The organism is Burkholderia sp. APQ4-4ca (assembly GCF_057837105.1).
This window is the reverse complement of record NZ_JBYQCG010000241.1, coordinates 1-24,696: the sequence shown is the minus strand read 5'-3', so window position 1 is coordinate 24,696 and position 24,696 is coordinate 1. Positions and strand designations below refer to the sequence as shown.

Below are 24,696 nucleotides of genomic sequence, written 5' to 3'. Positions count from 1 at the left end.
CCATCCTGTTCCTTGAAGATCTTGTCCGCGAGATGGAACGCGGAATTCGCGGCCGGCACGCCGCAATAGATCGCGGTCTGCAGCAGCACCTCCTTGATCTCGTCGCGCGTCACGCCATTGTTGCGCGCGGCACGCAGGTGCAGCGCCAGTTCCTCGCCGCGGTTCAGCGCGACCATCATCGCGATGGTCAGCAGACTGCGCGTATGGCGCGGCAGCCCGTCGCGGGTCCAGATCTCGCCCCATGCATAACGCGTGATCAGGTTCTGGAACTCCTCCGTCACCTCGGTGCGGTTCTCGAGCGAACGGTCGACGTGCGCGTCGCCGAGCACCGCGCGACGCACCTTCATCCCTGCTTCATAACGTTCCTGGTCGTCCATCGCCGTGCCTCATGCAGTCAGGAAATCGAGCAGCGCGCGGTTGAAACCGTCGGTGCACTCGATGTTCGAAATGTGCGCGGCGTCGAATTCGACGTGCAGCGCCCCGGGGATCGCGGCGGCGAGCGCGCGGCCCTGATCGGGCGGCGTCGACATGTCCTTCGCGCCGGTCACGACGAGCACCGGCAGCGCGATGCTCTTCACTTCCTCGCGCAGGTCGGCCGCGTTCAGCGCGTCGCAGTTCGCCGCATAGCCGTCCTTGTCGGTATGCACGAAGGTGTCGCGGATCGCATCGAACAGGCGCGGCTCGCGTTCGACGAATGCGTCGGTGAACCAGCGCGGCAGCACGGCGTCGGCGAGCGCGGCCATCCCTTCGGTGCGCGCCTTCTGCGCACGCGGCGCCCACACTTCCGGCGAGCCGATCTTCGCGGCGGTATTCGACAGCACCGCGCGCACGATGCGCGACGGGTAGCGCGCGGCGAGCGCGGCGCCCGTCAGCCCACCCATCGAGATCCCGCAGAAATGCGCGCAATCGATGCCGACGTGGTCGAGCAGGCCGATCACGTCACCCGCCAGTTGCTCGATCGTGTACGAACCGGCCGGTGCGTCGGAATGGCCGTGGCCGCGCGTGTCGTAGCGCAGGATATTGAAGTGCCGCGTGAGCGGGCGGATCTGCGGCGCCCACATCTGCAGGTCGGCGCCGAGCGAGTTCGAGAAGACGAGCCACGGCGCGTCGTCGCGTGCGGCACGGTCGATCCGGTAATGCAGTTTCACGCCGTTGACAGTGGCGAAAGGCATCTCAAGGTTCTCCTGGTTATTGCGCGCCCGCGTGCAGCGCGAGCACGGCGTCGACATAGGCCTGCGCCTCGCCGACGTAATGTGCGGGATCGAGCAGCCGCGCGAGCGCATCGCGCGACAGGTGGGCCGACACGGTCGCATCGGCGGCGAGCACGTCGAACAGCGTCGCGCCGGTACGCACGGCTTCCTTCGACGCATGCTCGACGACGTGGTGCGCATCGAGCCGGCCGACGCGATCGCCGAGCGCGAGCATCACGGCTTCGCCGAGGATCAGCCCGTGCGTCAGGTCGAGGTTCGCGGCGAGGCGGTCGGTATTGACGTCGAGACCCGCGACGATCTGCGCGATCTGCGCGAGCGCGCCGCCCGTCAGGCGCGCGAGATCAGGCAGCGCGTCCCATTCGGCCTGCCAGCCGCCGAGGGCGCGCTCGTGCTCCTGCACCATCCCCGCGAACACGGTCGCGACGAGATTCGGTGCGCGTACGGCGGCCGTCAGCACGGCCGCGCAGCCGACCGGGTTGCGCTTGTGCGGCATCGTCGACGAGCCGCCCTTGCCGGCGGCCGCCGGTTCGCCGAGCTCGCCGACTTCGGTCTGCATTTGCAGCGACACGTCGCGTGCGATCTTGCCGAGCGTGCCGGTCAGCATCCCGAAGCACGACGCGGCTTCCGCGATGCGGTCGCGCTGCGTATGCCACGGCACGGCCGGCAACGCGAGCTTCAGATCGGCCGCGAGCGCGGCGCTCACGCCGGCCGCCTGCTCGCGCAGGCTCGCGAGCGTGCCGGCCGCGCCGCCGAACTGCAGCACGAGCGCCCGCTCGCGCAACTCGGCGAAGCGCGCGCGATGGCGCAGCAGCGCGTCGAGCCATTGGGCGAATTTGAGGCCGAGCGTGATCGGCAGCGCCTGCTGCAGCCACGTGCGGCCGATCATCGGCGTCGCGCGGTGCGTGCGCGCAAGCGCCGCGAGCGACGCGCAGGCTTCGTCGAGCAGCGGTTCGAGCACATCGAGCGTATCGCGCAACTGCAGCACGGTCGCGGTGTCGATGATGTCCTGGCTCGTCGCGCCCCAGTGCACGAATTTCGCGGCCTCGGGGTCGTCGGCCTTCACTTGCGCGGTGAGCTGCTTGACGAGCGGAATCGCGAGATTGCCGCCGAGCGCGGCGCCTTGCGCGAGCGCATCGGCGTCGAGCCGGCCGGCATCGCACGCGCGTTCGATCGGCGCGACCGCGGTGGCGGGAATCACTTGTTGCGCGGCGAGCGCGCGCGCGAGCGCGGCCTCGACGTCGAGCATCCGCTGGATCGTCGCGCGGGGCGACCAGATACGGTTGAGCGGCTCGGTGCCGCAGATCAGGGAGGTCAGGCGGGCGCTGTCTTCGAGCATGGCATCAGAATGGGGAAACGGCGTGCGCCTATTGTCTACCCAAGCGTGCCGGCGTGCGCTCGAATGCGCGCACCGGCACGCTTGCCGTTCAGGCGGCGGCCTTTTGCGTCGCGTCGATCAGCGGCACGCCGGTCAGCTTCTGCAGCTCGTCGAACGACAGGTCGGTGAAGATCTCGCTCACCGCGAGGCCGTCGGCCGTCACGTCGAGCACGGCCAGATCCGTATAGATACGGCTCACGCACTGCACGCCGGTGACCGGATACGAGCATTGCGCGACGATCTTGCTTTCGCCCTGCTTCGTCAGGTGCTCCATCATCACGAACACCTGCTTCGCGCCGATCGCGAGGTCCATCGCGCCGCCCACCGCCGGAATCGCGTCGGGCGCGCCCGTATGCCAGTTCGCGAGGTCGCCGTTCGCCGACACCTGGAACGCGCCGAGCACGCAGTAGTCGAGGTGGCCGCCGCGCATCATCGCGAACGAATCCGAGTGGTGGAAATACGCGCCGCCGGTGAGCAGCGTCACGTGCTGCTTGCCGGCGTTGATCAGTTCGTCGTCCTCCTCGCCGGGCGCGGGCGCGGGGCCCATGCCGAGCAGGCCGTTCTCGCTGTGCAGGAAGATCTCCTTGCTCGGGTCGAGGTGGTTCGCCACCAGCGTCGGCACGCCGATGCCGAGGTTCACGTACGCGCCTTCGGGGATGTCCTGGGCGACGCGCTTGGCCATTTCATCGCGGGTCAGTCGTTTCATGTCGGTTTCCTGTCGACCGGAGTTGGCGCTTCAGCGCTTACGCCGGTCCCATACAAAGTTCCAGGTGGGTCAGGCGGCTTGCGATGCAGCGTGTTCGGCGGCCAGCTCGGCCGCGTGGGCGGCCTGCGGCACCTCGACGACGCGCTGCACGAAGATGCCCGGCGTCACGATGTGTTCCGGGTTCAGCCCGCCGAGCGGCACGACTTCCGACACCTGGACGATCGCGACCTTCGCCGCGCTGGCCATGATCGGCCCGAAATTGCGCGCGGTCTTGCGATACACGAGATTGCCCCAGCGATCGCCCTTGTACGCCTTCACGAGCGCGAAATCGGCGTGGATCGGCGTCTCGAACACGTACGGCTTGCCGTCGATCACGCGCGTTTCCTTGCCTTCCGCGAGCTTGGTGCCGTAGCCCGTCGGCGTGAAGAAACCACCGATGCCGGCGCCCGCCGCGCGGATGCGCTCCGCGAGGTTGCCCTGCGGCACGAGCTCCAGCTCGATCTCGCCCGCGCGGTACAGCGCGTCGAACACCTGCGAGTCGCTCTGGCGCGGGAACGAACAGATGATCTTGCGCACCTGCTTCGCCTTCAGCAGCGCCGCGAGGCCCGTCTCGCCGTTGCCCGCGTTGTTGTTGACGATCGTCAGGTCGCGCGCGCCCTGTTCGATCAGCGCGTCGATCAGCTCGGACGGCATGCCGGCCGTGCCGAAGCCGCCGATCATGATTGTCGCGCCATCGTGGACGTCGGCAACCGCCGACTGAAGCGATTCGAAAATCTTGTTGACCATGTCTCTTCCTGATGCGAACCCGCGGCTCGTGCGCGGCCTGTCGAGGGGACACGCGGGTGCCGCGTGCCGCGCCGGAGGCCTTCGTCGACCCTCGGCTTTTGTTCGCCAATCGAACCTAGATTCGATTAGCGAACGATGGCCGATCATAGAGTCGCGCACAGCGCGTTGTCAAGGCGGGTTCCCTCGGGGGCCGTCGCGTCGTCGAACGGCAGGCCGACGTAGTTTTCGGCGAGCGACTGCGCGGCGGCCCGCGAACGCGTCACGTATTTCAGCTCGGCAAACTTCAGGCGATTGACGAACGGCGAGTCGTCCGGCGACGCATGCAGCATGTTCGTCATGAAGTAAGAGAAGTGCTCGGCGCGCCACACGCGTTCGAGGCAGGTCGCCGAATAGCGTTCGAGCGGCGTCGCGTCGCCCGTCCGGTAGCGCGCGCCGAGCGCGCGGGACAGCGCGCGAACGTCGGCCACCGCGAGATTCATTCCCTTCGCGCCGGTCGGCGGCACGATGTGCGCGGCGTCGCCGGCGAGGAACAGGCGGCCGTGCTGCATCGTCTCCGACACGAAGCTGCGCATCGGCGTCACGCTCTTTTGCGTGATCCGGCCCTCGGTCGGCGTCCAGCCGGTGTCGTTCGAGAAGCGCGTGTGCAGTTCGTCCCAGATCCGCGCGTCGGACCATTCGGCGAGGTCTTCGTCCGGCTTGCACTGCAGGTACAGGCGCGTGACCGTCGGCGAGCGCATCGAGAACAGCGCGAAGCCGTTGTCGTGATGCGCATACACGAGTTCGTCGAGCGACGGCGCCGCGTCGGCGAGGATGCCGAGCCACGCGAACGGGTAGACGCGCTCGAACGTGTTCAGCCGCTCGGCGGGAATCGTCTGGCGCGCGATGCCGTGGAAGCCGTCGCAACCGGCGATGTAATCGCAGTCGACGCGGTCCACGCGGCCGTCCGCGTGCTTGAACGTGACGAACGGGTGCTCGCTTTCGACGTCGTGCAGCGCGACGTCGCTGACTTCGAAGTGCATCTGATGGCCGTGCTCGATGCCGGCCGCGATCAGGTCGCGCACCACTTCGTGCTGGCTGTAGACGGTGATCGCACGCCCGCCGGTCAGTTCGGACAGGTCGATGCGGTGGCGCTGGCCGTCGAACAGCAGCTCGATGCCGTGATGTTCGAGCCCTTCGCGGCGCATCCGCTCGCCGAGGCCGGCTTCGTTCAGCGTGTCGACCGTGCCCTGCTCCAGCACGCCGGCGCGGATGCGGTTCTCGCAGTATTCGCGCGAACGCGCTTCGACGAGGATGGAATCGACGCCTTGCAGGCGCAGCAGATGGGACAGCAGAAGGCCGGACGGGCCAGCGCCGATGATCGCGACTTGGGTGCGCATTGTTCGTCTCCTGAACATTAATTCGAATCGTCGAACACATTTGAGCGCTTTCCCGACTATGCGGCAACGCGATTCAGGAGATATGTTGTATACGTTTTGAAGATACCGGCCACGGCGATGGACCCGCTCGATCTGAACCTGATTCCCTACCTCGTCGCGCTCGACGACACGCGCAACGTGAGCCGCGCGGGCGACTTGCTCGGCGTGAGCCAGCCGCGCGTGAGCACGGCGCTCGGCCGCCTGCGCGAGTACTTCGGCGATCCGCTGTTCGTTCGCACATCGCGCGGGATGGAGCCGACGCCGCGCGCGCTCGCGCTGCTGCCGGCCGCCCGCGACGCGCTCGCGCAGATCGAGCGCGGCCTCGTCGCGCCGCACGATTTCGACCCTGCCGCGAGCACGCATACGTTCTCGATCGCGCTGTCGGACGTCGGCGAGATCGTCTTCCTGCCGAAGCTGCTGCAGGCGTTCGCGACGCATGCGCCGCACGCGAACCTGCGTTCGGTCTCGCTCGCGCACGACGAAGTCGGTCGCGGCCTCGAAGCCGGATCGATCGATCTCGCGGTCGGCTACTTCCCCGATCTCGACGGCAACAACTTCTTCCAGCAGCGGCTGTTCACGCACCGGTTCGTCTGCCTGATGCGGCGCGGCCATCCGCTCGAGCAGACGCCGCCGTTCACGGTCGACCAGTTCCTCGCGTGCGGGCATGCGGTGGTGCGCGCCGAAGGGCGCAGCCAGGAGGTGCTCGAGAAATATCTGGCGAAGCAGCGCATGCAGCGTCGCGCCGTGCTCGAAACACCGCACTTCATGAGCCTGCCGTTCATCCTGAGCCGCACCGACCTGATCGCGACGGTGCCGCATGCGATCGGCTATGCGTATGCGGCCGAGCACGCGTTCATCGTGCCCGTCGAGCCGCCGCTCGCGCTGCCGCGCTTCGACCTGAAGCAGCACTGGCATCGCAAGTACCACAACGACCCGCGCACCGCGTGGCTGCGCGGCGTCGTCGCGTCGCTGTTCAACGACGAGCAGGACGAATGGCCGAAGTGAAGAAAGGTGGGCGGCGGCCCGCACGCACGACCGGCGAAAGCATGAAACAATGGCCGGATATCGGCCGCCGCAGGCGGCCTTCGATGGAGCCACTACATGGGTAAGGGAAAGAAAACCACACAACCCCAGCCGGTCGCCGCGCGGCCGAGCCGTGAAGAAGCAGAAGACGCCGTCCGCGTGCTGTTGCGCTGGGCCGGCGACGATCCCGCGCGCGAAGGCCTGCTCGACACGCCCGCACGCGTCGTACGCGCCTACGAGCAGTTCTTCGCCGGCTACGCGCTGGAGCCGCGCGACATCCTCGCGCGCACGTTCAGCGAAGTCGACGGCTACGACGAAATGATCGTGCTGAAGGACATCCGCTTCGAGAGCTACTGCGAGCACCACATGGTGCCGATCATCGGCCGCGCGCACGTCGCGTATCTGCCGAACCATCGCGTCGTCGGCATCTCGAAGCTCGCGCGCCTCGTCGACGCATTCGCGAAGCGCCTGCAGATCCAGGAAAAGATGACCGTGCAGATCGCCGACACGCTGTTCGACGTGTTGCAGCCGAAGGGCGTCGGCGTGATCCTCGAAGCCGCGCACCAGTGCATCTCGACGCGCGGTGTGCACAAGCCGGGTGTCGAGATGGTCACGTCGCGCATGCTCGGCTCGTTCCGCACCGATCCGTCGACGCGTCGCGAATTCCTGTCGATCGTCGCCAATCCTTCCTCGGTCAACCTGACGAATACCTGATGGAGCAGACGAAGCAAACGGCGCACGCGCCCGTCGTGCTCGTGACCGGCGCCGCGCGCCGGGCCGGGCGCGCGTTCGCCGAGTATTTCGCAGCGCACGGCTATCGCACCGCGGTGCACTACGACCGTTCGGCCGATGCCGCGCACGCCGCCGCCCGCGCGATCGCCGAACGCGGGCACGATTCGGTCGCGCTGCAGGCCGACCTGTCCGATGCCGCGCAGAGCACCGCGCTGATCGACCAGGTGTATGCGCGCTTCGGGCGCCTCGACGTGCTGGTGAACAACGCGTCGGTGTTCTGGCAGGACCATTTCCCGAGCTTCGATCTCGCGGCGTTCGACCAGGCGTGGGCCGTCAACTGCCGCGCGCCGATCCTGCTCACGCGCGCGTTCTACGAACGGGCCCGCGCGGCCGGCACGCAGGGCGTCGTCGTGAACGTGGTCGACCAGAAGATCAAGGAAAACTTTCACCGCGACCATTTCAGCTACACGGTCGCGAAGGCCGCGCTCGGCAACCTCACGCAGATGCTCGCGCTGTCGTCCGCGCCGGTGCTGCGCGTGAATGCGGTGTTCCCGGGGCTGATGCTGCCGAGCGACGACCAGACGCAGGCCGACTTCGAACACGCGAGCCGCGCATCGACGCCGCTCGCACGCATCGCGGGCCCCGACGATGTCGCGAGCGCGATCCTGCTGCTGACCGGCAATGCGTACAACGGCGTGGATTTCGTCGTCGATGCGGGCCAGAACCTGATCCGCGTCGATCAGGACGTGCTGTACAAGCACCGCTCGCCGGACGGCAAGCTCTGAGGCTTCGATGAACGCAGGCGGCTGCGCGCCGCCAACGTGTGCCGGGTCGAGCGGGGTTCGCGCCGCTCACGACCGATCACGCCCGAAGGCGGCCCGGCCGTCGATTCATTGCGCTTCATCCGCCGCGTTGCGCGAAACGACGCCCGCGCATTCGCCCGCCGCCACGTTACGGCTTCTCGGCGCTCCCGCCCTCGCGAACCTTGCCCTGCGCGACGCTCGTGCCGGGCGGCACGCTATGCGTGAGCCACACGTTGCCGCCGATCACCGAGCCGCGCCCGATCGTCACGCGGCCGAGAATCGTCGCGCCTGCATAAATCACCACGTCGTCCTCGACGATCGGGTGCCGTGCATTGCCCTTCACCAGGGCGCCTTCGCCATCCGCCGGGAAACTCTTCGCGCCGAGCGTGACGGCCTGGTACACGCGCACGCGTTCGCCGATGATCGCGGTTTCGCCGATCACGACACCCGTGCCGTGGTCGATGAAGAAGCTCGGGCCGATCTGCGCGCCCGGGTGGATGTCGATGCCGGTGGCCGAGTGCGCGATTTCATTGATGAACCGCGCGAGCAACGGCACGCCGAGCTGGTGCAGCGCGTGCGCGAGCCGATGGTGCATCATCGCGAGCACGCCGGGGTAGCACAGCAGGATCTCGGTGATGTGCTGCGCGGCCGGATCGCCCGCGTACGCGGCCTGGATGTCGCTGACGAGCAGCGCGCGGACCGCCGGCAACTGCCGGCCGAACGCGCGCGCGATCTCGAACGCGCGTTCGTCGAGCTCGGCGAACGGCGTATCGACGTGTTCGGGCAGGAACGGCAGCGCACGGCGAATCTGCTCGGACAGGATGCGCAGCGTGCTTTCGAGCGTATGGCCGACGTAGTAGTCGACGCTTTCGTCGGTCAGGTCGGGCGCGCCGTAGTGTGTCGGAAACATCGACGCGCGCAGGCCGGTCACAATCTTGCAGATTGCATCGCGCGACGGCAGTTCGCGGATGCCGCGCGGATGGCGCGTGCGATGGAGTTCCTCGCGCGACTCGCGCAAGCCGGCAACGATTTCTTCGAGGCCCCACTGACGGGCGGGTGATGTCGACATAGGCCAATGCGGGCAGCCGCGCGCGGTTGCACGGCCGCTAATAAAGTGACGGGTTCCGCAAGATTACCGCGTTTTTTGTCCGGGAGCGGCGCCCCGCGGATCGGCCGGACGGCCGACGCCGCACGCGCGACGGCGTCACATCGAGATGCTGCTCGCGTCGATCCAGCGCACGGCCCAGTCGCGCGCGTGCGCGATCGCGTCGCCTTCGTCGTTGAACTGGAGCTCGATCGGGAAAAACCGGTTCGCCACGAGCTCCCCGTCGCTCGATCGGGAGATCACGACGTAGGGCTTGAACGAACCGTCACTGGCGCGTGCGGGCGCGCAATTCAACAGATAACCGCGATGCGTGAAGGCAGTAGTCGCTTGCATGAGTCCGCCACCTCTAGTCCCTTTGCTTTGTTGTTCGCTACCCGTCTTTAAGGGTGCTGCGGCGCCCCGGCGCGGGCAGAGACGGCGAGACTTCATCCCCTGTCGCCGCTTCGCAGGAAAAGAATCATACTCTGTAGAAAACGCGTCTTCTAGCTGAAATAAATCATGACAAATCAGTGCGCGTCGCGCGACCGCGGCGATCGCCCGCGCGCCTTTTCCCGTCGTGCCCGGAACGGGATTTGCTTCGATCCGGAGCGTGTCGCCGCCAGGAGAGCCGCGATGGAATCATCCGCTCAAACACGTCGTGCGCATCCGCGCAGCATCGAACTCGACAACGACGACACGCACGACAGCACGGTCGACACCGACGGCAAGCACCGCGAAGCGTCGCGGCTCGCCGGCGTCGGGCCGATCTCGCCGGACCAGATCACACGCAGCAACGCGTCGCTCGTCAATGCGATGCCGGAAGCCGGCGACGGTTTGGCCGGTTTCGACAGCCGCCCCGACGGCAACCATCCGGCGTTCGCGCTGCGCGCCGGCTACATGGTGATCGAGAAGGGCTTCGACGCGCCGTCCGCGGGCGACACGCCGTTCGGTCCCGCTCATCGGATGTACGGCAGCGCGTACTGGCCCGACCATGGCCGCCGGCCGGAGCGCGTCATCGAGTTGACCGTCGTGCCGAGATAGCCCGCGCGACGTTTGAATCGATCGTTCGTTTGGGAACCGCCATCGGCCGATGACGATGACCGATGGCGGTGCATTCGCGCGCGACCGGACCGCGGGCCGAGACGTGCTCGCACGATGTCGCGGTAAACGATTCCGCGTATTGGCATCGGGATTCGCAATCATGCATGCCGCGCATCGTGTCGACGCACATGCGTTGATCGAAGTCATGGCGTCACGGCGCGATTTCGATTGAATGGCGCTACGTGCGCCGCATCGGCATGGTTGCCATGCCGGGTCGATGCGCGCGCATGCGTTTTCGCCGACGACGCAGCCGAACCATACGACACGCATCGCGCGATGCATCACGCGTGGCGCGCATGGCCACGCACGGCCGGCACAGACGGCGCGATCGCACGGCACGGCAGGCGCCTCGCTGCATGATCGCGGCCGTTGGTTTACCCTGCCTCGCAGCGTGGCGCATTGCCCGGCCCGATCGGCCATCCGGCCGACTTCGTTTCAACCCGCCATTCGGAGACACTATGTACAAGCGTATTCTGGTTGCCGTCGACGGCAGCGACACGTCCCGCCATGCGTTCGATGCCGCGCTGGCGCTCGCGAAAGCGCACGGCGCGGAGCTGCAGCCGTTCTACGTCGTCGAGAACGCCGCGATCTACTACAACGTGCCCGGCTACGATCCGTCCGTGTTGCGCGATCAGCTCGTCGCGCAGGGCAACGCGCTCGCGCAGGATTTCGCGAAGCTGATGCAGGCTGCCGGCGTGAAAGGCGAAACGCGGCTGAACGAAGCGACGTCGATCAACGACGTATCGTCGCTGATCCTCGACGGCGCGAAAGCGTTCGGCGCCGATCTGCTCGTGCTCGGCACGCACGGCCGCCGCGGCTTCCGCCGCCTCGTGCTCGGCAGCATTGCCGAACAATGCGTGCGCCACGCGACGCTGCCGGTGCTGCTGATCCCGGCGGCCGCCAACGCGGACGAGCCGGCTGCCTGAGCGGCGTTCGGCACGCGCGGCCGGTCGCGACGTTTTGTCACCCGACAGCGGCAACTTGCGGTGGGACAATGATTTCGTCGATCCAATGCCGGAGTAAACGATCATGCTGACGCCCGTCGCCACCCGCCCCGCCGCCGTGCCCCATACCGGCAGCTGGGCTCCCCGCCAGGCCGCACACTGCTCGTCGTGCGCGATGCGGCACCTGTGCATGCCGCAGGGCCTCGCGCCCGAAGCGCTCAGCCGCCTCGAGTCGGTCATCTGCGCGGCACGCCCGGTCAAGCGCGGCGAAGCGCTGTTCCGCGAAGGCGACGCATTCGACAACCTGTACGCGGTGCGCTCGGGCTCGTTGAAAACCGTCGCGACGCGCCATGACGGCCGCGAACAGGTCACGGGCCTGCATCTCGCCGGCGAAGCGCTCGGCCTCGACGGCATCTGCGACGATACGCACCCGCGCACCGCGGTCGCGCTGGAAGACAGCTCGGTCTGCGTGATTCCGTACAGCGCGCTCAAGGCGCTGTGCTCGGAAGCCGGCTCGATGCAGTTGCGCATGCACAAGCTGATGAGCGAGCAGATCGTGCGCGAAACGTCGCAAACGATGCTGCTCGGTTCGCTGAATGCCGAAGAGCGCGTCGCCGCTTTCCTGCTCGACGTGTCGTCGCGCTACCTGAAGCGCGGCTACTCGCCGTCGGAATTCAACCTGCGGATGACGCGCGAGGACATCGGCAGCTATCTCGGCATGACGCTCGAAACGGTCAGCCGCACGCTGTCGAAATTCCAGAAGCGCGGCCTGATCGAAATGCAGGGCCGTCACGTGCAGATCATCGACTTCGACGGCCTGCAGCACGTCTGATGCCGCCCGGCGCGCACCGCGTGCGCGCCGCCTGCGTCACGTCGCCGGTCAATCGAGAAACAGCGCGGCGCGCGCCTTCAGCGCCGCGCTGAAATCGTCGAGCCAGCCGATCGACAAACGCCAGCTCTGCCAGTACAGATCGATGTCGATGGTTCGCCCGCGCGACATGTCGATCAATTCACCCGCCGCCAGCTGGCGGTCGACCATTCGGTCCGGGCACATCCCCCATCCCAATCCCGTTTCGCATGCGCGCAGATAGCCCGCGACGTGCGGTATCCAGTGCTGCGGCGGATCGAGATCCGCGCGCGTCACGCGCCGGATGAAACGCGCCTGCAACCCGTCCTTCGGATTGAACATCACGCACGGCGCGCGGCGCAGCGCATCGCGCGTGATTCCCGCGTCGAAATAGCGTGCGTAGAACGCCGGCGAGCATACCGCGCGATAGCGGATCCGCCCGAGCCGCTCCGAGCGGCACCCCTGGATCGGCTCGGCCTGCGCGGTCACCGCGCCCTGCACGCTGCCGTCGCGGATACGCGACGCCGTGTAATCCTGATCGTCGATCACGAGGTCGAGCAGCGTCTCGCGCTCGGTGCAAAACGGCCCGACCGCGTCGATGAACCACGTCGCGACACTGTCGTCGTTGACGGCCACGCGCAACGTCGGCCACGCGCTCGCGATCTGGCCCGGCAACGCGGGCATCCGGCCGCCCAGCTCGGCTTCCAGCAGTTGCACGCGTTCGGTATGCCGGCACAACAGCGCGCCCGACGTGGTGGCGACGCACGGCTGCCCGCGCTTGACGAGCACGCTGCCGACCCGTTCCTCCAGCAGCTTCACGCGCTGCGACACGGCCGACGGCGTGACGTTCAGCTCCTTGGCCGCCCGCTCGAACGAGCCGTGCCGGATCACCGCCGCGAGGGCATCGAGCAACGCGTAGTCGAGCATTAGATTTCCTTAATCCACATTAGGTGATTTAGCTTCTCTTATTCCCATACCGACCGCAGACTAGCGCTACCCGATTCATTCGTCTACTGCTTCCACGGCTGTCCCCCTCATGAACTGGCTCGCTTTTTCCCACGGCGCCGCACTGTGCGCGTCGCTCATCGTCACCATCGGCGCGCAGAACGCGTTCGTGCTGCGCCAGGGCATCATGCGCTCGCACGTCGGCAAGATCGTGCTGCTGTGCGCGGTGTCCGACATGATCCTGATCGGTGCTGGCGTCGGCGGCGCTTCGGTGCTCGTCGAGCGCTATCCGACCTTCGTTCACGCTGTGCTGTACGTCGGCCTCGCGTATCTCGCGTGGTTCGGCATCAATGCGCTGCGCCGTGCGTTCAAGCCTGGCCACGACACGCTCGACGTGCGCGGCGACGCCGTCGCGCCGCCGCCGCAGGGCGCGCTCGCGATCGTGCTGATGACGCTCGCGTTCACGTGGCTCAACCCGCACGTGTATCTCGACACGTTCCTGCTGATCGGCACGGCCGGCGCGCGCGAGCCGGAAGGCGCACGGCTCGCGTTCGCGATCGGCGCGATGACGGTCAGCATCGTGTGGTTCCTCGGGCTCGGCTATGGCGCGCGTTTGCTGGCGCCGTGGTTCCGCAAGGCGGTCGCGTGGCGCGTGCTGGATGGTGCGATCGGCAGCATGGTGCTGTTCCTCGCGGCGGTGCAGTTGCGCTGACCGAACCGTCCGCGCACGGGCGGCCGCGTGCCGTCCGGCTTTCCCTCCGCGTCGGCGCCCCGCCCGCGCAATCTGCGTGTTCCCGTCGCGCACGTCGCCGCAAAAATTCGCTCCCGATCGAACTTAGCCACCCGGCGGACTCACGCAGCGGACACGGCCTCCGTCATCTGCCGCAATCCGTCCACCATCGCGACGTTACCGCGCCTGCACGAATCGAAACGATCGGCGAGAATGTCCGGTGTCCCGCGACCACGGCGGAACCGCCCCGCGCATCCTGCCGTCCCGCCGCGATCGCCTCGACCCATCCCGCAGTTCAATCCCGTTACCTGCAGTTATCGGAGAGGAACATGGCCCATCGCACCCTCGGTACATCAAGCATCCAGGTTTCGCCGCTCGCGTTCGGCGGCAACGTCTTCGGCTGGACCGTCGACGAGAACGCATCGTTCGCGTTGCTCGACGCACTCGCCGACACCGGCATCAACTTCATCGACACGGCCGACGTCTATTCGGCCTGGGCGCCCGGCAACCACGGCGGCGAATCGGAAACGATCATCGGCAAGTGGCTGAAGCGCTCCGGCAAGCGCGAGCAGGTCGTGATCGCGACCAAGGTCGGCCTGCTCGGCACGCGCGCGGGGCTGTCGAAAGACAACATCCTGAAGGCCGTCGACGATTCGCTGCGCCGCCTGCAGACCGACTACATCGACCTGTATTTCTCGCATCGCGATCTGGCCGACACGGCCCCGCTCGAAGAGACGCTCGGCGCCTATCAAACGCTGATCGACGCGGGCAAGGTGCGCATCATCGGCGCGTCGAACTACAGCGGCGCACGCCTGCGCGAAGCCGCCGCCATCAGCGCGCGCGACGGACTGCCCGCCTACCAGGTCATCCAGCCCGAATACAACCTGCTCGATCGGGCCGACTACGAACGCGATCTCGAGCCGGTCGTGCGCGAGCTGAAGCTCGGCGTCGTCAACTACTACGCGCTCGCGAGCGGTTTCCTGTCGGGCAAGTACCGCAGCGAGGCCGACCTGAAGAAGAGCGTGCGCGGCGATCGCGTCGCCGGCTATCTGAACGCACGCGGCCTGCGCATCCTCGCCGCGCTCGATGACGTGTCGGCGAAGCACGGCACGCAGCCGGCCGCGATCGCGCTCGCATGGCAAATCGCGCGGCCGACGATCACCGCGCCGATCGCGAGCGCGACGTCGCTCGAGCAGCTCGCGCTGCTCGGCGAAGCGATCCGCGTCACGCTCGATCAGGACGACATCCGCCGGATCGACGAGGCCAGCGCGCCCTGAAGCCGCTGGCGGCAGGCCGATGGAATCGCACGCTCGAGCGGTTCCGCGGCCTGCCTGCGATTCACGCAGGACGGGTGGATACAATGGCGAGCATCCGATGGCCGCGGGGCTCGACCGGGCTTCTTCGCGCCGAATCAAAATCACACATAAAAACCGCCGATGAACCACCTTGCCCGCCGTTCCCGTTACGTCCGTCACGCTCGTCATGCACGCGCCGCATCGCGCAGCGCCATCGGCGACGCGCCGTAGCGCTCGCGAATCGCGCGGCTGAAGTGCGCCTGGCTCGAAAATCCCCAGCGAAACGCGATCTCGCCGATGCTCGTCTTGCGCAGCCGTGCGTCGGTCAGCTCGCGATGCGCGTGCGACAGCCGTTCCGACCAGATGTGCTGCGTGATCGATTCGCCTTCGGCCGCGAAGAGGCGGCCCAGATGCCGCAGCGACAACCCGACCGCATCGGCGACGGCTTGCGGTCCGAGTTCCGGCTCGCCGAGATGCGTCGCGATGTACTGCTTCGCGGTCAGCAGGTACGACAGCGATGCGCGCGATGCGCCCGCGCCGTTCACTTCCGTGTCGATGAGTTCCGCGATCAGCGTGCGCGTGTGCTCGACGAACCGCGCGACGTCGCGCTCGACCGGCGCGTGCATGAACCGCTCGACGCTCGCCCGCAACGTCGCGCCGAGCATCGCGCCCGCGCCCGGCTTCGGCGCGATGCGCAGCGGCAGCGCGGCCAGCTCCGCATCGAGGCGGTCGTCGAACGTCGTGATCGGGATATCGATCAGCAACTGCCGCATCGGCGTCAGGAATCCGAACAGATAAGGCACGCGCGTGTCGTAGACGACCACATCGCCGGCTTCCGCGAGCAGGCACCGGTCGCGCTGGATGAAATAGGCGCGCCCGCCCACGATCTGGCACGCAAATAGCGACTCCTTCGGCAACTGGCGCACCAGCGCGGGGCTGCGCTCGATCACGTGGTCCTGCCCGCTGATGTCGGCGATGCCGAGGCCTGGCAGCGCGATGTCCGTCTTCTCGGCCTCGAGCCCGGCCGGCGACAGCGACGAGCAGCGCAGGCCGACCAGCGTGGCCGCATTGAACGCATCCCAGTACGCCATCCTGTCGCGCGCCGGCACGTCGGCCGTCGAGCCTCGCGTGCATGAAAGAACGGTCGAATTCGTCACGTCGCCTCCTGCTGGCGCCTGTCGTGCGGAGCGGCACGGATTGGGGGATGGCTCGTCTGGATTCTTGTGCGATGCAATGTCCGGCTCGGTCAAGCAATTCGTCCAGCCCAGTCAAGAGCGGCGCGCACCGGCTGGCTAAAGTCGAGCCCACGACAACCCATACGAGGAGACATACCGTGGTCGACAAAGCCGTATCCGAATTCTGGCAAAACATCCCGGCGATTGCCAATCCGTTCAAGCCCGATGCGCTGCCCGAAGCCTACATCCCGAACGCGGCCACCGACGACGAGCGCTATTACGTTCCGTTCACCGAAACGGTTTCATCGCGGCCGCTGTGGATCTCGCCGTCGCAGAACAAATGGTGCGACATCCTGATGGCGAAGGAAGCCGGGCTCGTGAACCGGCACTATCACCCGCACGAGGTGTTCGCGTACACGCTGTCGGGGAAATGGGGCTACCTGGAACACGAATGGACCGCCACGCGCGGCGATTTCGTGTACGAGACGCCGGGCGAAGGTCACACGCTCGTCGCGTTCGATCACCCCGAGCCGATGCGCGCGTTCTTCATCGTCAAGGGCCCGCTGATCTGGCTCGACGAAGCTGGCAATCCCGACGGCTACTTCGACGTGCATTCGTACATCGCGATGTGCAAGGCGCATTACGAGAAGGTCGGCCTCGGCGCGCAAGCAATCGAAAAGCTGTTCCGCTGACGCGCGGCGAGGCTCACGATGACTTCCGCTTGCTCCTCCAGACCTGCCCGGACATACGAGAACCGGCTGCTGCCGATCCTGTTCATGACGTTCGGCTTCGTGTTCTTCGACCGCCTCGCGCTGTCGTTCCTGTTCCCGTTCATGTCAGCCGAGCTGCACCTGACGAACGCGCAACTCGGCATGGTGTCGTCCGCGCTCGCGCTCACGTGGGCGCTGTCGGGCGCCGTCACGAGTGCGTGGTCCGACGCGCGCGGCACTCGCAAGCCGCTGCTGATCGCGGCCGTGCTGGGCTTTTCCGTGTGCTCGGCGCTGTCGGGCCTCGTCGGCGGCTTCGCGAGCCTGATCGCGTTTCGCGCGCTGATGGGTATCGCCGAAGGCCCCGTGCTGCCGCTGTCGCAATCGCTGATGGTCGAGAGTTCGACGCCGAGCCGCCGCGGACTGAACATGGGCCTGCTGCAGGGCTCGGCCGCCGGCCTGCTCGGCGCGATGATCGGGCCGCCGGTCGTGATCGGCATCGCGACCGCCTACGGCTGGCGCGAGGCGTTCTACGTGTCGTGCGTGCCGGGCTTCCTGATCGCGTTCTGCCTGTGGCGCTGGGTGCGCGAAGCGCCGCCCGGCAGCGTGCGCCACGCGCAAGCGGAAAGCGCGACCACGCATGGCGCCCAGGCAGCCGGCGGCGCGGCGGTCAGCCGCTGGGCGCTGTTGAAAGAGCGCAACATCCTGCTGTGCGTGCTGATCAGCTGCTTCTTCCTCACGTGGTTCGTCGTGATCATCTCGTTCGGTCCGGTGTTCCTCGTGCAAAGCCGCCACCTGTCGCCGTCCGACATGGGCGTCGTGATGACCTGCCTGGGCGCCGCGTGGGTGTTCTGGGGCTTCGCGGTGCCGGCGATCTCCGACCGGATCGGCCGCAAGCCGACGATGATCGTGTTCGCGCTGGTCGCGGCCGCGTGCCCGGTCGTGCTGATCCACGTCGGCTCGGTCTGGGCGCTCGGCGCACTCGTGTTCGCCACGTACACGGGGCTCGGCTGCTTCACGCTGTTCATGGCGACGATCCCGGCCGAAACGGTGCCGCCGCGCGCGATCGCGAGCGCGCTCGGGCTGATCATGGGCGCCGGCGAGCTGATCGGCGGCTTCGTCGCACCGACCGTCGCCGGCTTCGCGGCGGACAGTTACGGCCTGCAGTTCGCGATGTGGACGTCGGCCGCCGGCGCGATCCTCGCGTGCGTGCTGTCGTTAGGCCTCGTCGAAACCGCGCCGGCCGTGCTGCACAAGCGTGCGCTCGCAGGCGCCACCGCGGGCCGTCTCGATACCCCGAACCTCGGAAGACGCTGACATGCGCGCACTTCAATGGCATGGCCCGCGCGACGTCCGTCTCGTGGAAATCGACACGCCGCGCGTCGGCCCCGGCGACGTGCGCATCGCGGTCGCGTATTGCGGCATCTGCGGCAGCGACCTGCACGAATACGCGGACGGCCCGCACGCGATTCCGGTCGACGCGCCGCATCCGCTGTCGCGCCGCACCGCGCCGCTGACGCTCGGCCACGAGTTCTGCGGGACCGTCGTCGAAGTCGGCGAACGCGTGACGGCGCTGCGCGCGGGCGATCGCGTCGCGGTGGAGCCCGAATATCGCTGCAGCCAGTGCGCGTATTGCCGCTCGGGGTCGTACAACCTGTGCGTGTCGATGGGCTTCGCCGGGCTGATGGGTGACGGCGGGATGGCCGACTTCGCGGTCATGCCGGCCTACATGCTGCATCGCCTGCCCGACGGCGTGAGCCTCGAACAGGCCGCCGTGATGGAGCCGGCCGCCGTTGCGCTGCACGCACTGCGTCGCGGCGAACCGCGGCTCGGCGACACCTGCGCGGTGTTCGGGCTCGGGCCGATCGGCCTGCTGCTGATCATGCTCGCGAAGCTGCAGGGCGCGACGACGATCGTCGCCGTCGACGTGTCGCCCGAACGGCTCGCGGCGGCCACGCGTTTCGGCGCGACGCATGCGTTCGATGCGCGCGGGCTCGATCCATCGTCGATGCAGGGCGCGATTCGCGCGGCCACCGGCGGGCTCGGCGTCGATACGAGTTTCGAAGCGGCCGGCTTGCAGGCCACGTTCGAATCGGCGACGCGCGCACTGCGTAAAGGCGGCCGCGTCGTAATGGTCGGCCTGATGCCGCACGCAAGTTTCGACGCGTTCCGCGCGGTCAACGACGAGCTGACCTTCACCGCGAGCGTCGGCTACCGGCACGCGTACGAAGACCTGCTGCGCATCGTCGCGTCGGGCGCGCTCGACCTCACGTCGATCGTCACGCGCACCGTCGCGCTCGAAGATGCCGTCGCCGACGGCTTCGATGCGCTGCTCGCCGACCGCACGCAGATCAAGATCCTCGTTTCACCCGCGCAACGGCCGGCACGCGGGGCCACCACCATCGGGAGGGTCGAGCATGAATCGTCAGTGGGCGCTTGACGGGTAGTCCGTCGTCGTGACGGGCGGTACGTCGGGCATCGGCGCGCGCACCGCGCTGCGGTTTGCGCAGGCCGGCGCATCGGTCGTCGCGCTCGGGCTCGACGCAGCCGGTCCGCATGCGCCCGTGCATGCGGGCATCCGCTGTGTGGAACTCGACGTGGCCGACGGCGAGGCACTGACACGCACGATCGCCGCGCTGCCGCGGCTCGCCGTGCTCGTCAACGGCGTCGGCATCAGCCGCCACGCGGACGAGTACCGGATGGACCAGTTCGAGCACGTGCTTGTTTTAAAATCAGGCACCTCGATGAAAATCCTGCCAAATAAAATTACGTGCCGCAATCGGAATCCGTGGTTCAGGGTTTTATATTGCAATGCTTTACATTTTCGATGAATTTTCGGGGTGCGAATAAAGAGGCGAAATTCTTCATCGTCGCGCGAGCGACCGCTGCATGGAGAAAACCGGTATGACGACATTGAATCCCAAGGCGGGTTTAATCATCTTGGCCGCAGCGGACGTTTTGTTTGATCGATCGGAAATAAAACAAAACCGTTTCTATTATTTAAATAATTTCCTCAGGCGTTTTTATAATCGGCTCTGTTTAAGATTTTTATAAATTTCTGCCGCGCTGGGCGAACGCCTTGCTGGATCGTTGGCGAACGCCGGTGTGTCGGCACGGCCGTGCATCGAGAGGATCAAGCGAATGGTCGAACACCGGGATACGGCATCACGCGTTGCGGTCCTGGGATCGATGCGGTCTCGAATTCTACAGAGCGCCGTACGGGGCCGCTTCGCCGCAAGCCGTCGGTCACGCCGCACCCCCATCCCGCCCCCAATAATCCCCTTGACGCCCTATCTTTCGATATATATCTTTAGATATGTTTTATGACATATAGGACACGATCATGCGACACAACCACTTCCGCGGCCATGCCCGATGCGACGGTCATGGTGCGCATGCCCGCCCCGACTGGTTCACCGGTCTCTGGTACGCGATCGGCCGCCACCGTCGCGGCGGCCACGATGCATTCGGTGGCGGCCCGTTCGGCGGCCGGGGCGGGCGCGGCGGCTTTGGCGATTTCGGCGACGACGCGATGCCGCGCGGCCGCCAGTTCAGCTCCGACGATCTCCAGCTGCTGCTGCTCGCGCTGGTGGCCGAGCAACCGAGCCACGGCTACGAATTGATCAAGGCGCTCGACACGCGCTCGAACGGTTTCTACAGCCCGAGCCCCGGCATGGTGTATCCGGCGCTCACGTATCTCGACGAAGTCGGCTTTGTCGCGTCGCAGGCGGAAGGCAACCGTAAGCGCTATGCGCTGACCGACGCCGGCCGCGAGCATCTCGATGCGCAGCGCGAACGCGTCGACACGCTGTTCGCGCGCCTCACGCACCTCGCTCGCAAGATGGAATTCATGCGCCGCGCGTTCGCCGGGGAATCGGCGGGCGCCGATGCGCAGGACGCATCGCAGCCCGGCTGGCTGCCGGAATTCGTCGAGGCGCGTCTCGCGCTCAAGCGCGCGCTGCTGCACAAGAGCGCCGCCGATGCCGACGAACAGCGCCGCATCGCGGCCATCATGCGCCGCGCGACGGCCGAAATAGAAGGCGGCGCCGGCGCGTGATCCGCGCCGCCCCGTCACAACCCAAGGAGAACGGATCGATGCAGAACACGTCCGAACGCACCGTCACCCGCGTGCGCCACGCCCTCAAGTTCCGCCTGCTGCAAGTGCTGCGCGTGCACACCGTGACGCCGCATCTGCTGCGCGTCACGCTCGGCGGCGCCGATCTCGCGGATTTCGAATCCGCGTCGTTCGACGATCACGTGAAGGTTTTTTTCCCGCCGCCCGGCGCGGAACGGCCCGCGCTGCCGACGCTCGGCGCGAACGGCCCCGAGTTTCCGGAAGGCGAACCGAAGCCGGTCGCGCGCGACTTCACGCCGCGCCGCTTCGATCGCGCCGCCTGCGAACTCGATCTGGAATTCGTGCTGAACCATCCTGGCCCCGCATCGCAGTGGGCCGCGCAAGCGCGCGTCGGCCAATGGCTCGGCATCGGCGGCCCGCGCGGATCGTTTGTTATCCCGACCGATTTCGACTGGCACCTGCTGATCGGCGACGATACGGCGCTGCCGGCCGTCGCGCGGCGTCTCGAGGAATTGCCGGCCGGCGCGCGCGCGGCGGTCGTGCTGGAAGTCGCGGATCGCACCGCACAGATCTCGTTCGACACGCGCGCCGACGTGCATGAAATCTGGCGTTTCCGCGCCGAAGCCGACACGGCGAACGGCGACACGCTGCTGAACGCCGTCCGCGATCTGCCGCTGCCGTCGTCCGGCGACGGCTACGTGTGGGCGGCCGGCGAAGCGCTGTCGATGCGTGCGGTGCGCCAGCACCTGACCGGCGACCGCGGCGTCGACAAGTCGCGCATCCGCGCGGCGGCCTACTGGAAGCGCGGCGCGGCGGCGGTGCACGAAACGCTGGAAGACTGAGCGGGGGATGGGCGCCCGGTTGCCGGGCGGCTGAAACAATCGTGGCGCCGGCGCAGCGGCGGGCTTGGCACCGGCATCGCGGCTGGTATATATCTATGTCTGCGCGCCGCTGTCGGGCGACAGCCGCCGCAGCCCGCCCAGGAGCGCCCGGTCATGACAAAAGAAAGCCACGCTTCGCCTTTCCTTCGCCACCTGAAGATCGCCGGCTATTGCGGCCTCGCCGCGGTAGTCGTCGCGCTGTTCGTCGCGATGTGCGCGATCCTGACGGAAAGCGCCCTCAACCGCGATGCCGCGCGGCCTCCGGCCGATACCCCCGAACTGCGCGACGCGGGCGGCGGCCCGTCCGCCTCGGCCGACTCGGCCCGCACACCCGGCTCGTCCGGCTGACGGCGTCCTGCCGGTTGCCTTCCGCTTACGGCGCCTGCCGGCGCCCCATCACGACCGCGTGCACCGAATCGCCGAGCCGTTCGAGCGGCGCGGTCACGCGTTGCCCGTACAGGTGCGCGGCCAGCGCGCCGACCGTGCCGACCAGCACGCCGCCCGCCATGTCGAACGGCCAGTGCACGCCCGCATAGACGCGGCCCCATGCGATCGCCACGGCCATCGCGGCCATCACGAAACCGGTGACCCGCTTCGTGCCGCCGAGCAGCAGGCCGACCGCCATGCTCCACGCGAACGTCATGTGATCGCTCGGAAAGGAGCTGTCCGGCGCGTGCGGAATCAACTGCGTGCCGACGCCGGCCATGAACGGGCGCGGGGAGAACCAGACATGCCCGAGCACCTGCGCGAGCCCGAGCGCCACGCAAACGCCGAGGCCGGCTTCGATCGCCTGGCGCCGCGCGGGGCGTGCTCCGAAGATCCAGGTCAGCAGCAGCATCGCGGGCAGCGCGTAGACGAGCCAGTCGGCGGCGAAGATCGCGAGGCGGGCAACGCCCGGGTGCGGCGCACCGCCGGCGTTGATGGCGGAAAAGAGGGCGAGATTGACGTTCTGCATGAATCCGGTTGCGTGAGGCGTAAAAGTTCGGCCGGTTGCCCCGGCGGCGTCGAACGATGCCAGAGCGTGGCCGCTTAAGCGGGGCTGAATGCGGCAGCCGCCCGGACGAGGCCCGCGCGGCGAACGCACTTAGAGCCTGCACTGCAATACAAGTTCACACAATTGTCACATTTCCACGTGAATGTCCCCGTAAAAGCTCACCCTGTCTCCCGTAAAGCCTCACCTTTTTCACATGATGGCGTCATCGACGCATGCGACCCTCGCTTGGCCGCGTGCCGTTCAGGCCGTTTGCCTCGTTCATCTCAATATTTACGCCTCAAATAATTCGAAATCGGCAACAATTAATTCCATATGCGGCATCGCACAACGGCAACGCACAGGCATACGATTACGACCACTCATCCACGAAGCGCTCAACAACAAGGAGTCCGCATGAAACCCAGCGATGTCCGATCGAAGGCGTTTGCGATGCCGTTGACCAGCCCCGCGTTCCCGATGGGCCCGTACCGTTTCGTCGATCGTGAGTTTCTGATCATCACGTACCGCACCGATCCGGACCGCCTCCGTGAAATCGTCCCCGAGCCGCTGCAGGTCACCGAGCCGCTCGTGCATTACGAATTCATCCGCATGGCCGATTCGACCGGCTTCGGCGATTACACCGAAAGCGGCCAGGTGATCCCCGTCGAATACGACGGCCAGCCGGGCGGCTATACGCTCGCGATGTATCTCGACGATCACCCGCCGATCGCCGGCGGCCGCGAGCTGTGGGGCTTCCCGAAGAAGCTCGCGTCGCCCACGCTGCACGTGAACACCGATCACATCCTGGGCACGCTCGACTACGGCAAGGTGCGTGTCGCGACCGGCACGATGGGCTACAAGCACAAGGAACTCGACATCGAAGAGCAGGCGAAACGACTCGCCGGCCCCAATTTCCTGTTGAAGATCATCCCGCACGTCGACGGCACCGCTCGCGTATGCGAACTGGTGCGCTATTACATGCAGGACATCAAGATGAAGGGCGCATGGACGGGACCCGCCTCGCTCGAACTGGCGCCGCACGCGCTCGCGCCGGTGGCCGACCTGCCCGTGCTCGAGATCGTCGAAGCGCGCCACCTCGTCGCAGATTTGACGCTGGGCCTCGGCGAAGTCGTCTACGATTACCTGGCCCAGTAACACGTCAACAGCCCTTTCTCCCTGTCAATCCTTTCACCACGGGAATTCGAACATGAGCAACCTGAATGGCAAGACCGCAGTCGTCACGGGCGCCGCGAGCGGCATCGGCAAGGAAATCGCGCTGGAGCTGGCCAAGGCCGGCGCGGCCGTCGCGATCGCCGACCTGAACCAGGACGGCGCGAACGCGGTCGCCGACGAGATCGTCAAGGCGGGCGGCAAGGCGATCGGCGTCGCGATGGACGTGACCAATGAAGATGCCGTGAACAGCGGCATCGACAAGGTGGCCGAGGCGTTCGGCTCGGTCGACATCCTCGTGTCGAACGCCGGCATCCAGATCGTCAATCCGATCGAGAACTACTCGTTCGCCGACTGGAAGAAGATGCAGGCGATCCACGTCGATGGCGCGTTCCTGACGACGAAGGCCGCGCTCAAGCACATGTACAAGGACGATCGCGGCGGCGTCGTGATCTACATGGGTTCGGTGCACTCGCACGAGGCGTCGCCGCTGAAGTCGGCCTACGTGACGGCCAAGCACGGGCTGCTGGGTCTCGCGCGCGTGCTGGCGAAGGAAGGCGCGAAGCACAACGTGCGCTCGCACGTCGTGTGTCCGGGCTTCGTGCGCACGCCGCTGGTCGACAAGCAGATTCCGGAGCAGGCGAAGGAGCTCGGCATCAGCGAAGAGGACGTGATCAAGAAGGTGATGCTGGGCAACACGGTCGACGGCGTGTTCACG

At 67.1% G+C, this 24,696-nt stretch carries 27 protein-coding genes and 1 pseudogene; 17 read left to right on the top strand and 11 right to left on the bottom strand.

All coding sequences use genetic code 11. The annotated features are described in order from the left end of the window. The 6 genes from pcaC to pobA form a co-directional block, all read right to left on the bottom strand. Window positions 1–377 (bottom strand): 4-carboxymuconolactone decarboxylase (gene pcaC / locus AC3IFE_RS31415; protein ID WP_489194185.1); only part of this gene is annotated, 377 nt, incomplete at its 3' end. 9 nt (window positions 378–386) lie between these two features. Further along, complete coding sequence (pcaD, locus tag AC3IFE_RS31410) at window positions 387–1,172, bottom strand: 3-oxoadipate enol-lactonase (RefSeq protein ID WP_089469406.1); 786 nt, start codon at window positions 1,170–1,172, stop codon at window positions 387–389. Window positions 1,173–1,188: 16 nt separating this feature from the next. Then, complete coding sequence (locus AC3IFE_RS31405; RefSeq protein WP_489194183.1) at window positions 1,189–2,547, bottom strand: 3-carboxy-cis,cis-muconate cycloisomerase; 1,359 nt, start codon at window positions 2,545–2,547, stop codon at window positions 1,189–1,191. An 88-nt stretch (window positions 2,548–2,635) separates the two neighbouring features. Next, window positions 2,636–3,292 (bottom strand): CoA transferase subunit B, encoded by a 657-nt coding sequence (locus AC3IFE_RS31400; protein ID WP_006482308.1) that lies wholly within the window; start codon window positions 3,290–3,292, stop codon window positions 2,636–2,638. A gap of 69 nt (window positions 3,293–3,361) precedes the next feature. Then, complete coding sequence (locus tag AC3IFE_RS31395; protein ID WP_089468853.1) at window positions 3,362–4,078, bottom strand: 3-oxoacid CoA-transferase subunit A; 717 nt, start codon at window positions 4,076–4,078, stop codon at window positions 3,362–3,364. A 143-nt stretch (window positions 4,079–4,221) separates the two neighbouring features. Continuing rightward, entirely contained in the window at window positions 4,222–5,454 is a 1,233-nt protein-coding gene (gene pobA / locus AC3IFE_RS31390; RefSeq protein WP_489194180.1) for a 4-hydroxybenzoate 3-monooxygenase, read from the bottom strand. 117 nt (window positions 5,455–5,571) lie between these two features. Between pobA and AC3IFE_RS31385 the strand changes: the two genes are divergently transcribed. From AC3IFE_RS31385 to AC3IFE_RS31375, 3 genes are all read left to right on the top strand, one after another. Continuing rightward, window positions 5,572–6,498 carry a LysR family transcriptional regulator gene (locus AC3IFE_RS31385; protein ID WP_489194178.1) on the top strand — a complete coding sequence of 309 codons (927 nt, stop codon included), beginning with the start codon at window positions 5,572–5,574 and terminating at the stop codon, window positions 6,496–6,498. Window positions 6,499–6,594: 96 nt separating this feature from the next. Beyond that, on the top strand, window positions 6,595–7,230 hold the full coding sequence (gene folE / locus AC3IFE_RS31380; protein ID WP_301737446.1) for a GTP cyclohydrolase I FolE: 636 nt from the start codon (window positions 6,595–6,597) through the stop codon (window positions 7,228–7,230). Beyond that, window positions 7,230–8,033: an SDR family oxidoreductase gene (locus tag AC3IFE_RS31375; protein ID WP_489194176.1), complete on the top strand. Its 804-nt coding sequence runs from the start codon at window positions 7,230–7,232 to the stop codon at window positions 8,031–8,033. The genes folE and AC3IFE_RS31375 overlap by 1 nt, the downstream gene beginning before the upstream one ends. Before the next feature lie 166 nt (window positions 8,034–8,199). Here the strand turns inward: AC3IFE_RS31375 and epsC are convergent, their stop codons facing one another. Together epsC and AC3IFE_RS31365 are read right to left on the bottom strand one after the other, a co-directional pair. Further along, window positions 8,200–9,120, bottom strand: a complete 921-nt coding sequence (epsC, locus tag AC3IFE_RS31370; RefSeq protein ID WP_489194174.1) for a serine O-acetyltransferase EpsC — start codon at window positions 9,118–9,120, stop codon at window positions 8,200–8,202. Between the two features lie 135 nt (window positions 9,121–9,255). Then, window positions 9,256–9,489 (bottom strand): hypothetical protein, encoded by a 234-nt coding sequence (locus tag AC3IFE_RS31365; protein WP_006480138.1) that lies wholly within the window; start codon window positions 9,487–9,489, stop codon window positions 9,256–9,258. 279 nt (window positions 9,490–9,768) lie between these two features. On the opposite strand from AC3IFE_RS31365, the gene AC3IFE_RS31360 reads away from it, so the two are divergent. From AC3IFE_RS31360 to fnr, 3 genes are all read left to right on the top strand, one after another. After that, window positions 9,769–10,176, top strand: a complete 408-nt coding sequence (locus AC3IFE_RS31360) for a DUF3005 domain-containing protein (protein WP_489194172.1) — start codon at window positions 9,769–9,771, stop codon at window positions 10,174–10,176. Between the two features lie 518 nt (window positions 10,177–10,694). Further along, entirely contained in the window at window positions 10,695–11,162 is a 468-nt protein-coding gene (locus AC3IFE_RS31355; protein WP_089468845.1) for a universal stress protein, read from the top strand. 103 nt (window positions 11,163–11,265) lie between these two features. After that, entirely contained in the window at window positions 11,266–12,012 is a 747-nt protein-coding gene (gene fnr / locus AC3IFE_RS31350) for a fumarate/nitrate reduction transcriptional regulator Fnr (RefSeq protein WP_089468844.1), read from the top strand. 48 nt (window positions 12,013–12,060) lie between these two features. Here the strand turns inward: fnr and AC3IFE_RS31345 are convergent, their stop codons facing one another. Beyond that, complete coding sequence (locus tag AC3IFE_RS31345; RefSeq protein WP_006480142.1) at window positions 12,061–12,954, bottom strand: LysR family transcriptional regulator ArgP; 894 nt, start codon at window positions 12,952–12,954, stop codon at window positions 12,061–12,063. Between the two features lie 109 nt (window positions 12,955–13,063). Between AC3IFE_RS31345 and AC3IFE_RS31340 the strand changes: the two genes are divergently transcribed. Both AC3IFE_RS31340 and AC3IFE_RS31335 read left to right on the top strand, forming a co-directional pair. Further along, window positions 13,064–13,684: a LysE/ArgO family amino acid transporter gene (locus AC3IFE_RS31340; RefSeq protein ID WP_489194168.1), complete on the top strand. Its 621-nt coding sequence runs from the start codon at window positions 13,064–13,066 to the stop codon at window positions 13,682–13,684. Between the two features lie 347 nt (window positions 13,685–14,031). Then, a complete protein-coding gene (locus tag AC3IFE_RS31335) occupies window positions 14,032–14,979 on the top strand; it encodes an aldo/keto reductase (protein ID WP_489194167.1) in 948 nt (315 codons plus the stop codon). A gap of 203 nt (window positions 14,980–15,182) precedes the next feature. Here the strand turns inward: AC3IFE_RS31335 and AC3IFE_RS31330 are convergent, their stop codons facing one another. Then, window positions 15,183–16,154, bottom strand: a complete 972-nt coding sequence (locus AC3IFE_RS31330; RefSeq protein ID WP_489194165.1) for a helix-turn-helix domain-containing protein — start codon at window positions 16,152–16,154, stop codon at window positions 15,183–15,185. Window positions 16,155–16,330: 176 nt separating this feature from the next. Here AC3IFE_RS31330 and AC3IFE_RS31325 point away from each other — a divergent pair, with 176 nt between their 5' ends. The 7 genes and pseudogenes from AC3IFE_RS31325 to AC3IFE_RS31295 all read left to right on the top strand — a co-directional run bounded on the left by AC3IFE_RS31325 (window position 16,331) and on the right by AC3IFE_RS31295 (window position 22,183). Next, a complete protein-coding gene (locus tag AC3IFE_RS31325; protein WP_089468840.1) occupies window positions 16,331–16,864 on the top strand; it encodes a 2,4'-dihydroxyacetophenone dioxygenase family protein in 534 nt (177 codons plus the stop codon). 18 nt (window positions 16,865–16,882) lie between these two features. After that, window positions 16,883–18,196, top strand: coding sequence for an MFS transporter (locus AC3IFE_RS31320; RefSeq protein ID WP_489194162.1), 1,314 nt, complete (start codon window positions 16,883–16,885; stop codon window positions 18,194–18,196). 1 nt (window position 18,197) lies between these two features. Then, window positions 18,198–19,319, top strand: a complete 1,122-nt coding sequence (locus tag AC3IFE_RS31315; RefSeq protein ID WP_489194160.1) for a 2,3-butanediol dehydrogenase — start codon at window positions 18,198–18,200, stop codon at window positions 19,317–19,319. A gap of 16 nt (window positions 19,320–19,335) precedes the next feature. Next, window positions 19,336–19,602: pseudogene (locus AC3IFE_RS31310) on the top strand (SDR family NAD(P)-dependent oxidoreductase); the annotation flags it as partial. Between the two features lie 620 nt (window positions 19,603–20,222). Beyond that, entirely contained in the window at window positions 20,223–20,936 is a 714-nt protein-coding gene (locus AC3IFE_RS31305; protein ID WP_489194158.1) for a PadR family transcriptional regulator, read from the top strand. A 38-nt stretch (window positions 20,937–20,974) separates the two neighbouring features. Continuing rightward, window positions 20,975–21,796, top strand: a complete 822-nt coding sequence (locus tag AC3IFE_RS31300) for a siderophore-interacting protein (RefSeq protein ID WP_489194156.1) — start codon at window positions 20,975–20,977, stop codon at window positions 21,794–21,796. 153 nt (window positions 21,797–21,949) lie between these two features. Further along, window positions 21,950–22,183, top strand: a complete 234-nt coding sequence (locus AC3IFE_RS31295; protein WP_489194154.1) for a hypothetical protein — start codon at window positions 21,950–21,952, stop codon at window positions 22,181–22,183. Between the two features lie 25 nt (window positions 22,184–22,208). Here the strand turns inward: AC3IFE_RS31295 and AC3IFE_RS31290 are convergent, their stop codons facing one another. Next, window positions 22,209–22,790, bottom strand: a complete 582-nt coding sequence (locus AC3IFE_RS31290) for an undecaprenyl-diphosphatase (RefSeq protein ID WP_489194152.1) — start codon at window positions 22,788–22,790, stop codon at window positions 22,209–22,211. Window positions 22,791–23,222: 432 nt separating this feature from the next. On the opposite strand from AC3IFE_RS31290, the gene AC3IFE_RS31285 reads away from it, so the two are divergent. Beyond that, a complete protein-coding gene (locus AC3IFE_RS31285) occupies window positions 23,223–23,963 on the top strand; it encodes an acetoacetate decarboxylase (protein WP_089468834.1) in 741 nt (246 codons plus the stop codon). A gap of 52 nt (window positions 23,964–24,015) precedes the next feature. Then, window positions 24,016–24,696, top strand: a 681-nt coding sequence (locus AC3IFE_RS31280) for a 3-hydroxybutyrate dehydrogenase (RefSeq protein ID WP_489194150.1), incomplete at its 3' end; no start/stop codon positions are given.

Coding starts and splice junctions, on each gene's coding strand:
- AC3IFE_RS31340 (WP_489194168.1), top strand. CDS start 13,064: ATGAACTGGCTCGCTTTTTCCCACGGCGCCGCACTGTGCGCGTCGCTC.
- fnr (WP_089468844.1), top strand. CDS start 11,266: ATGCTGACGCCCGTCGCCACCCGCCCCGCCGCCGTGCCCCATACCGGC.
- AC3IFE_RS31395 (WP_089468853.1), bottom strand. CDS start 4,078: ATGGTCAACAAGATTTTCGAATCGCTTCAGTCGGCGGTTGCCGACGTC.
- AC3IFE_RS31360 (WP_489194172.1), top strand. CDS start 9,769: ATGGAATCATCCGCTCAAACACGTCGTGCGCATCCGCGCAGCATCGAA.
- AC3IFE_RS31290 (WP_489194152.1), bottom strand. CDS start 22,790: ATGCAGAACGTCAATCTCGCCCTCTTTTCCGCCATCAACGCCGGCGGT.
- AC3IFE_RS31335 (WP_489194167.1), top strand. CDS start 14,032: ATGGCCCATCGCACCCTCGGTACATCAAGCATCCAGGTTTCGCCGCTC.
- folE (WP_301737446.1), top strand. CDS start 6,595: ATGGGTAAGGGAAAGAAAACCACACAACCCCAGCCGGTCGCCGCGCGG.
- AC3IFE_RS31300 (WP_489194156.1), top strand. CDS start 20,975: ATGCAGAACACGTCCGAACGCACCGTCACCCGCGTGCGCCACGCCCTC.
- AC3IFE_RS31285 (WP_089468834.1), top strand. CDS start 23,223: ATGAAACCCAGCGATGTCCGATCGAAGGCGTTTGCGATGCCGTTGACC.
- AC3IFE_RS31355 (WP_089468845.1), top strand. CDS start 10,695: ATGTACAAGCGTATTCTGGTTGCCGTCGACGGCAGCGACACGTCCCGC.
- AC3IFE_RS31365 (WP_006480138.1), bottom strand. CDS start 9,489: ATGCAAGCGACTACTGCCTTCACGCATCGCGGTTATCTGTTGAATTGC.
- pcaD (WP_089469406.1), bottom strand. CDS start 1,172: ATGCCTTTCGCCACTGTCAACGGCGTGAAACTGCATTACCGGATCGAC.
- AC3IFE_RS31405 (WP_489194183.1), bottom strand. CDS start 2,547: ATGCTCGAAGACAGCGCCCGCCTGACCTCCCTGATCTGCGGCACCGAG.
- AC3IFE_RS31345 (WP_006480142.1), bottom strand. CDS start 12,954: ATGCTCGACTACGCGTTGCTCGATGCCCTCGCGGCGGTGATCCGGCAC.
- pobA (WP_489194180.1), bottom strand. CDS start 5,454: ATGCGCACCCAAGTCGCGATCATCGGCGCTGGCCCGTCCGGCCTTCTG.
- AC3IFE_RS31315 (WP_489194160.1), top strand. CDS start 18,198: ATGCGCGCACTTCAATGGCATGGCCCGCGCGACGTCCGTCTCGTGGAA.
- epsC (WP_489194174.1), bottom strand. CDS start 9,120: ATGTCGACATCACCCGCCCGTCAGTGGGGCCTCGAAGAAATCGTTGCC.
- AC3IFE_RS31400 (WP_006482308.1), bottom strand. CDS start 3,292: ATGAAACGACTGACCCGCGATGAAATGGCCAAGCGCGTCGCCCAGGAC.
- AC3IFE_RS31305 (WP_489194158.1), top strand. CDS start 20,223: ATGCGACACAACCACTTCCGCGGCCATGCCCGATGCGACGGTCATGGT.
- AC3IFE_RS31375 (WP_489194176.1), top strand. CDS start 7,230: ATGGAGCAGACGAAGCAAACGGCGCACGCGCCCGTCGTGCTCGTGACC.
- AC3IFE_RS31295 (WP_489194154.1), top strand. CDS start 21,950: ATGACAAAAGAAAGCCACGCTTCGCCTTTCCTTCGCCACCTGAAGATC.
- AC3IFE_RS31385 (WP_489194178.1), top strand. CDS start 5,572: ATGGACCCGCTCGATCTGAACCTGATTCCCTACCTCGTCGCGCTCGAC.
- AC3IFE_RS31320 (WP_489194162.1), top strand. CDS start 16,883: ATGACTTCCGCTTGCTCCTCCAGACCTGCCCGGACATACGAGAACCGG.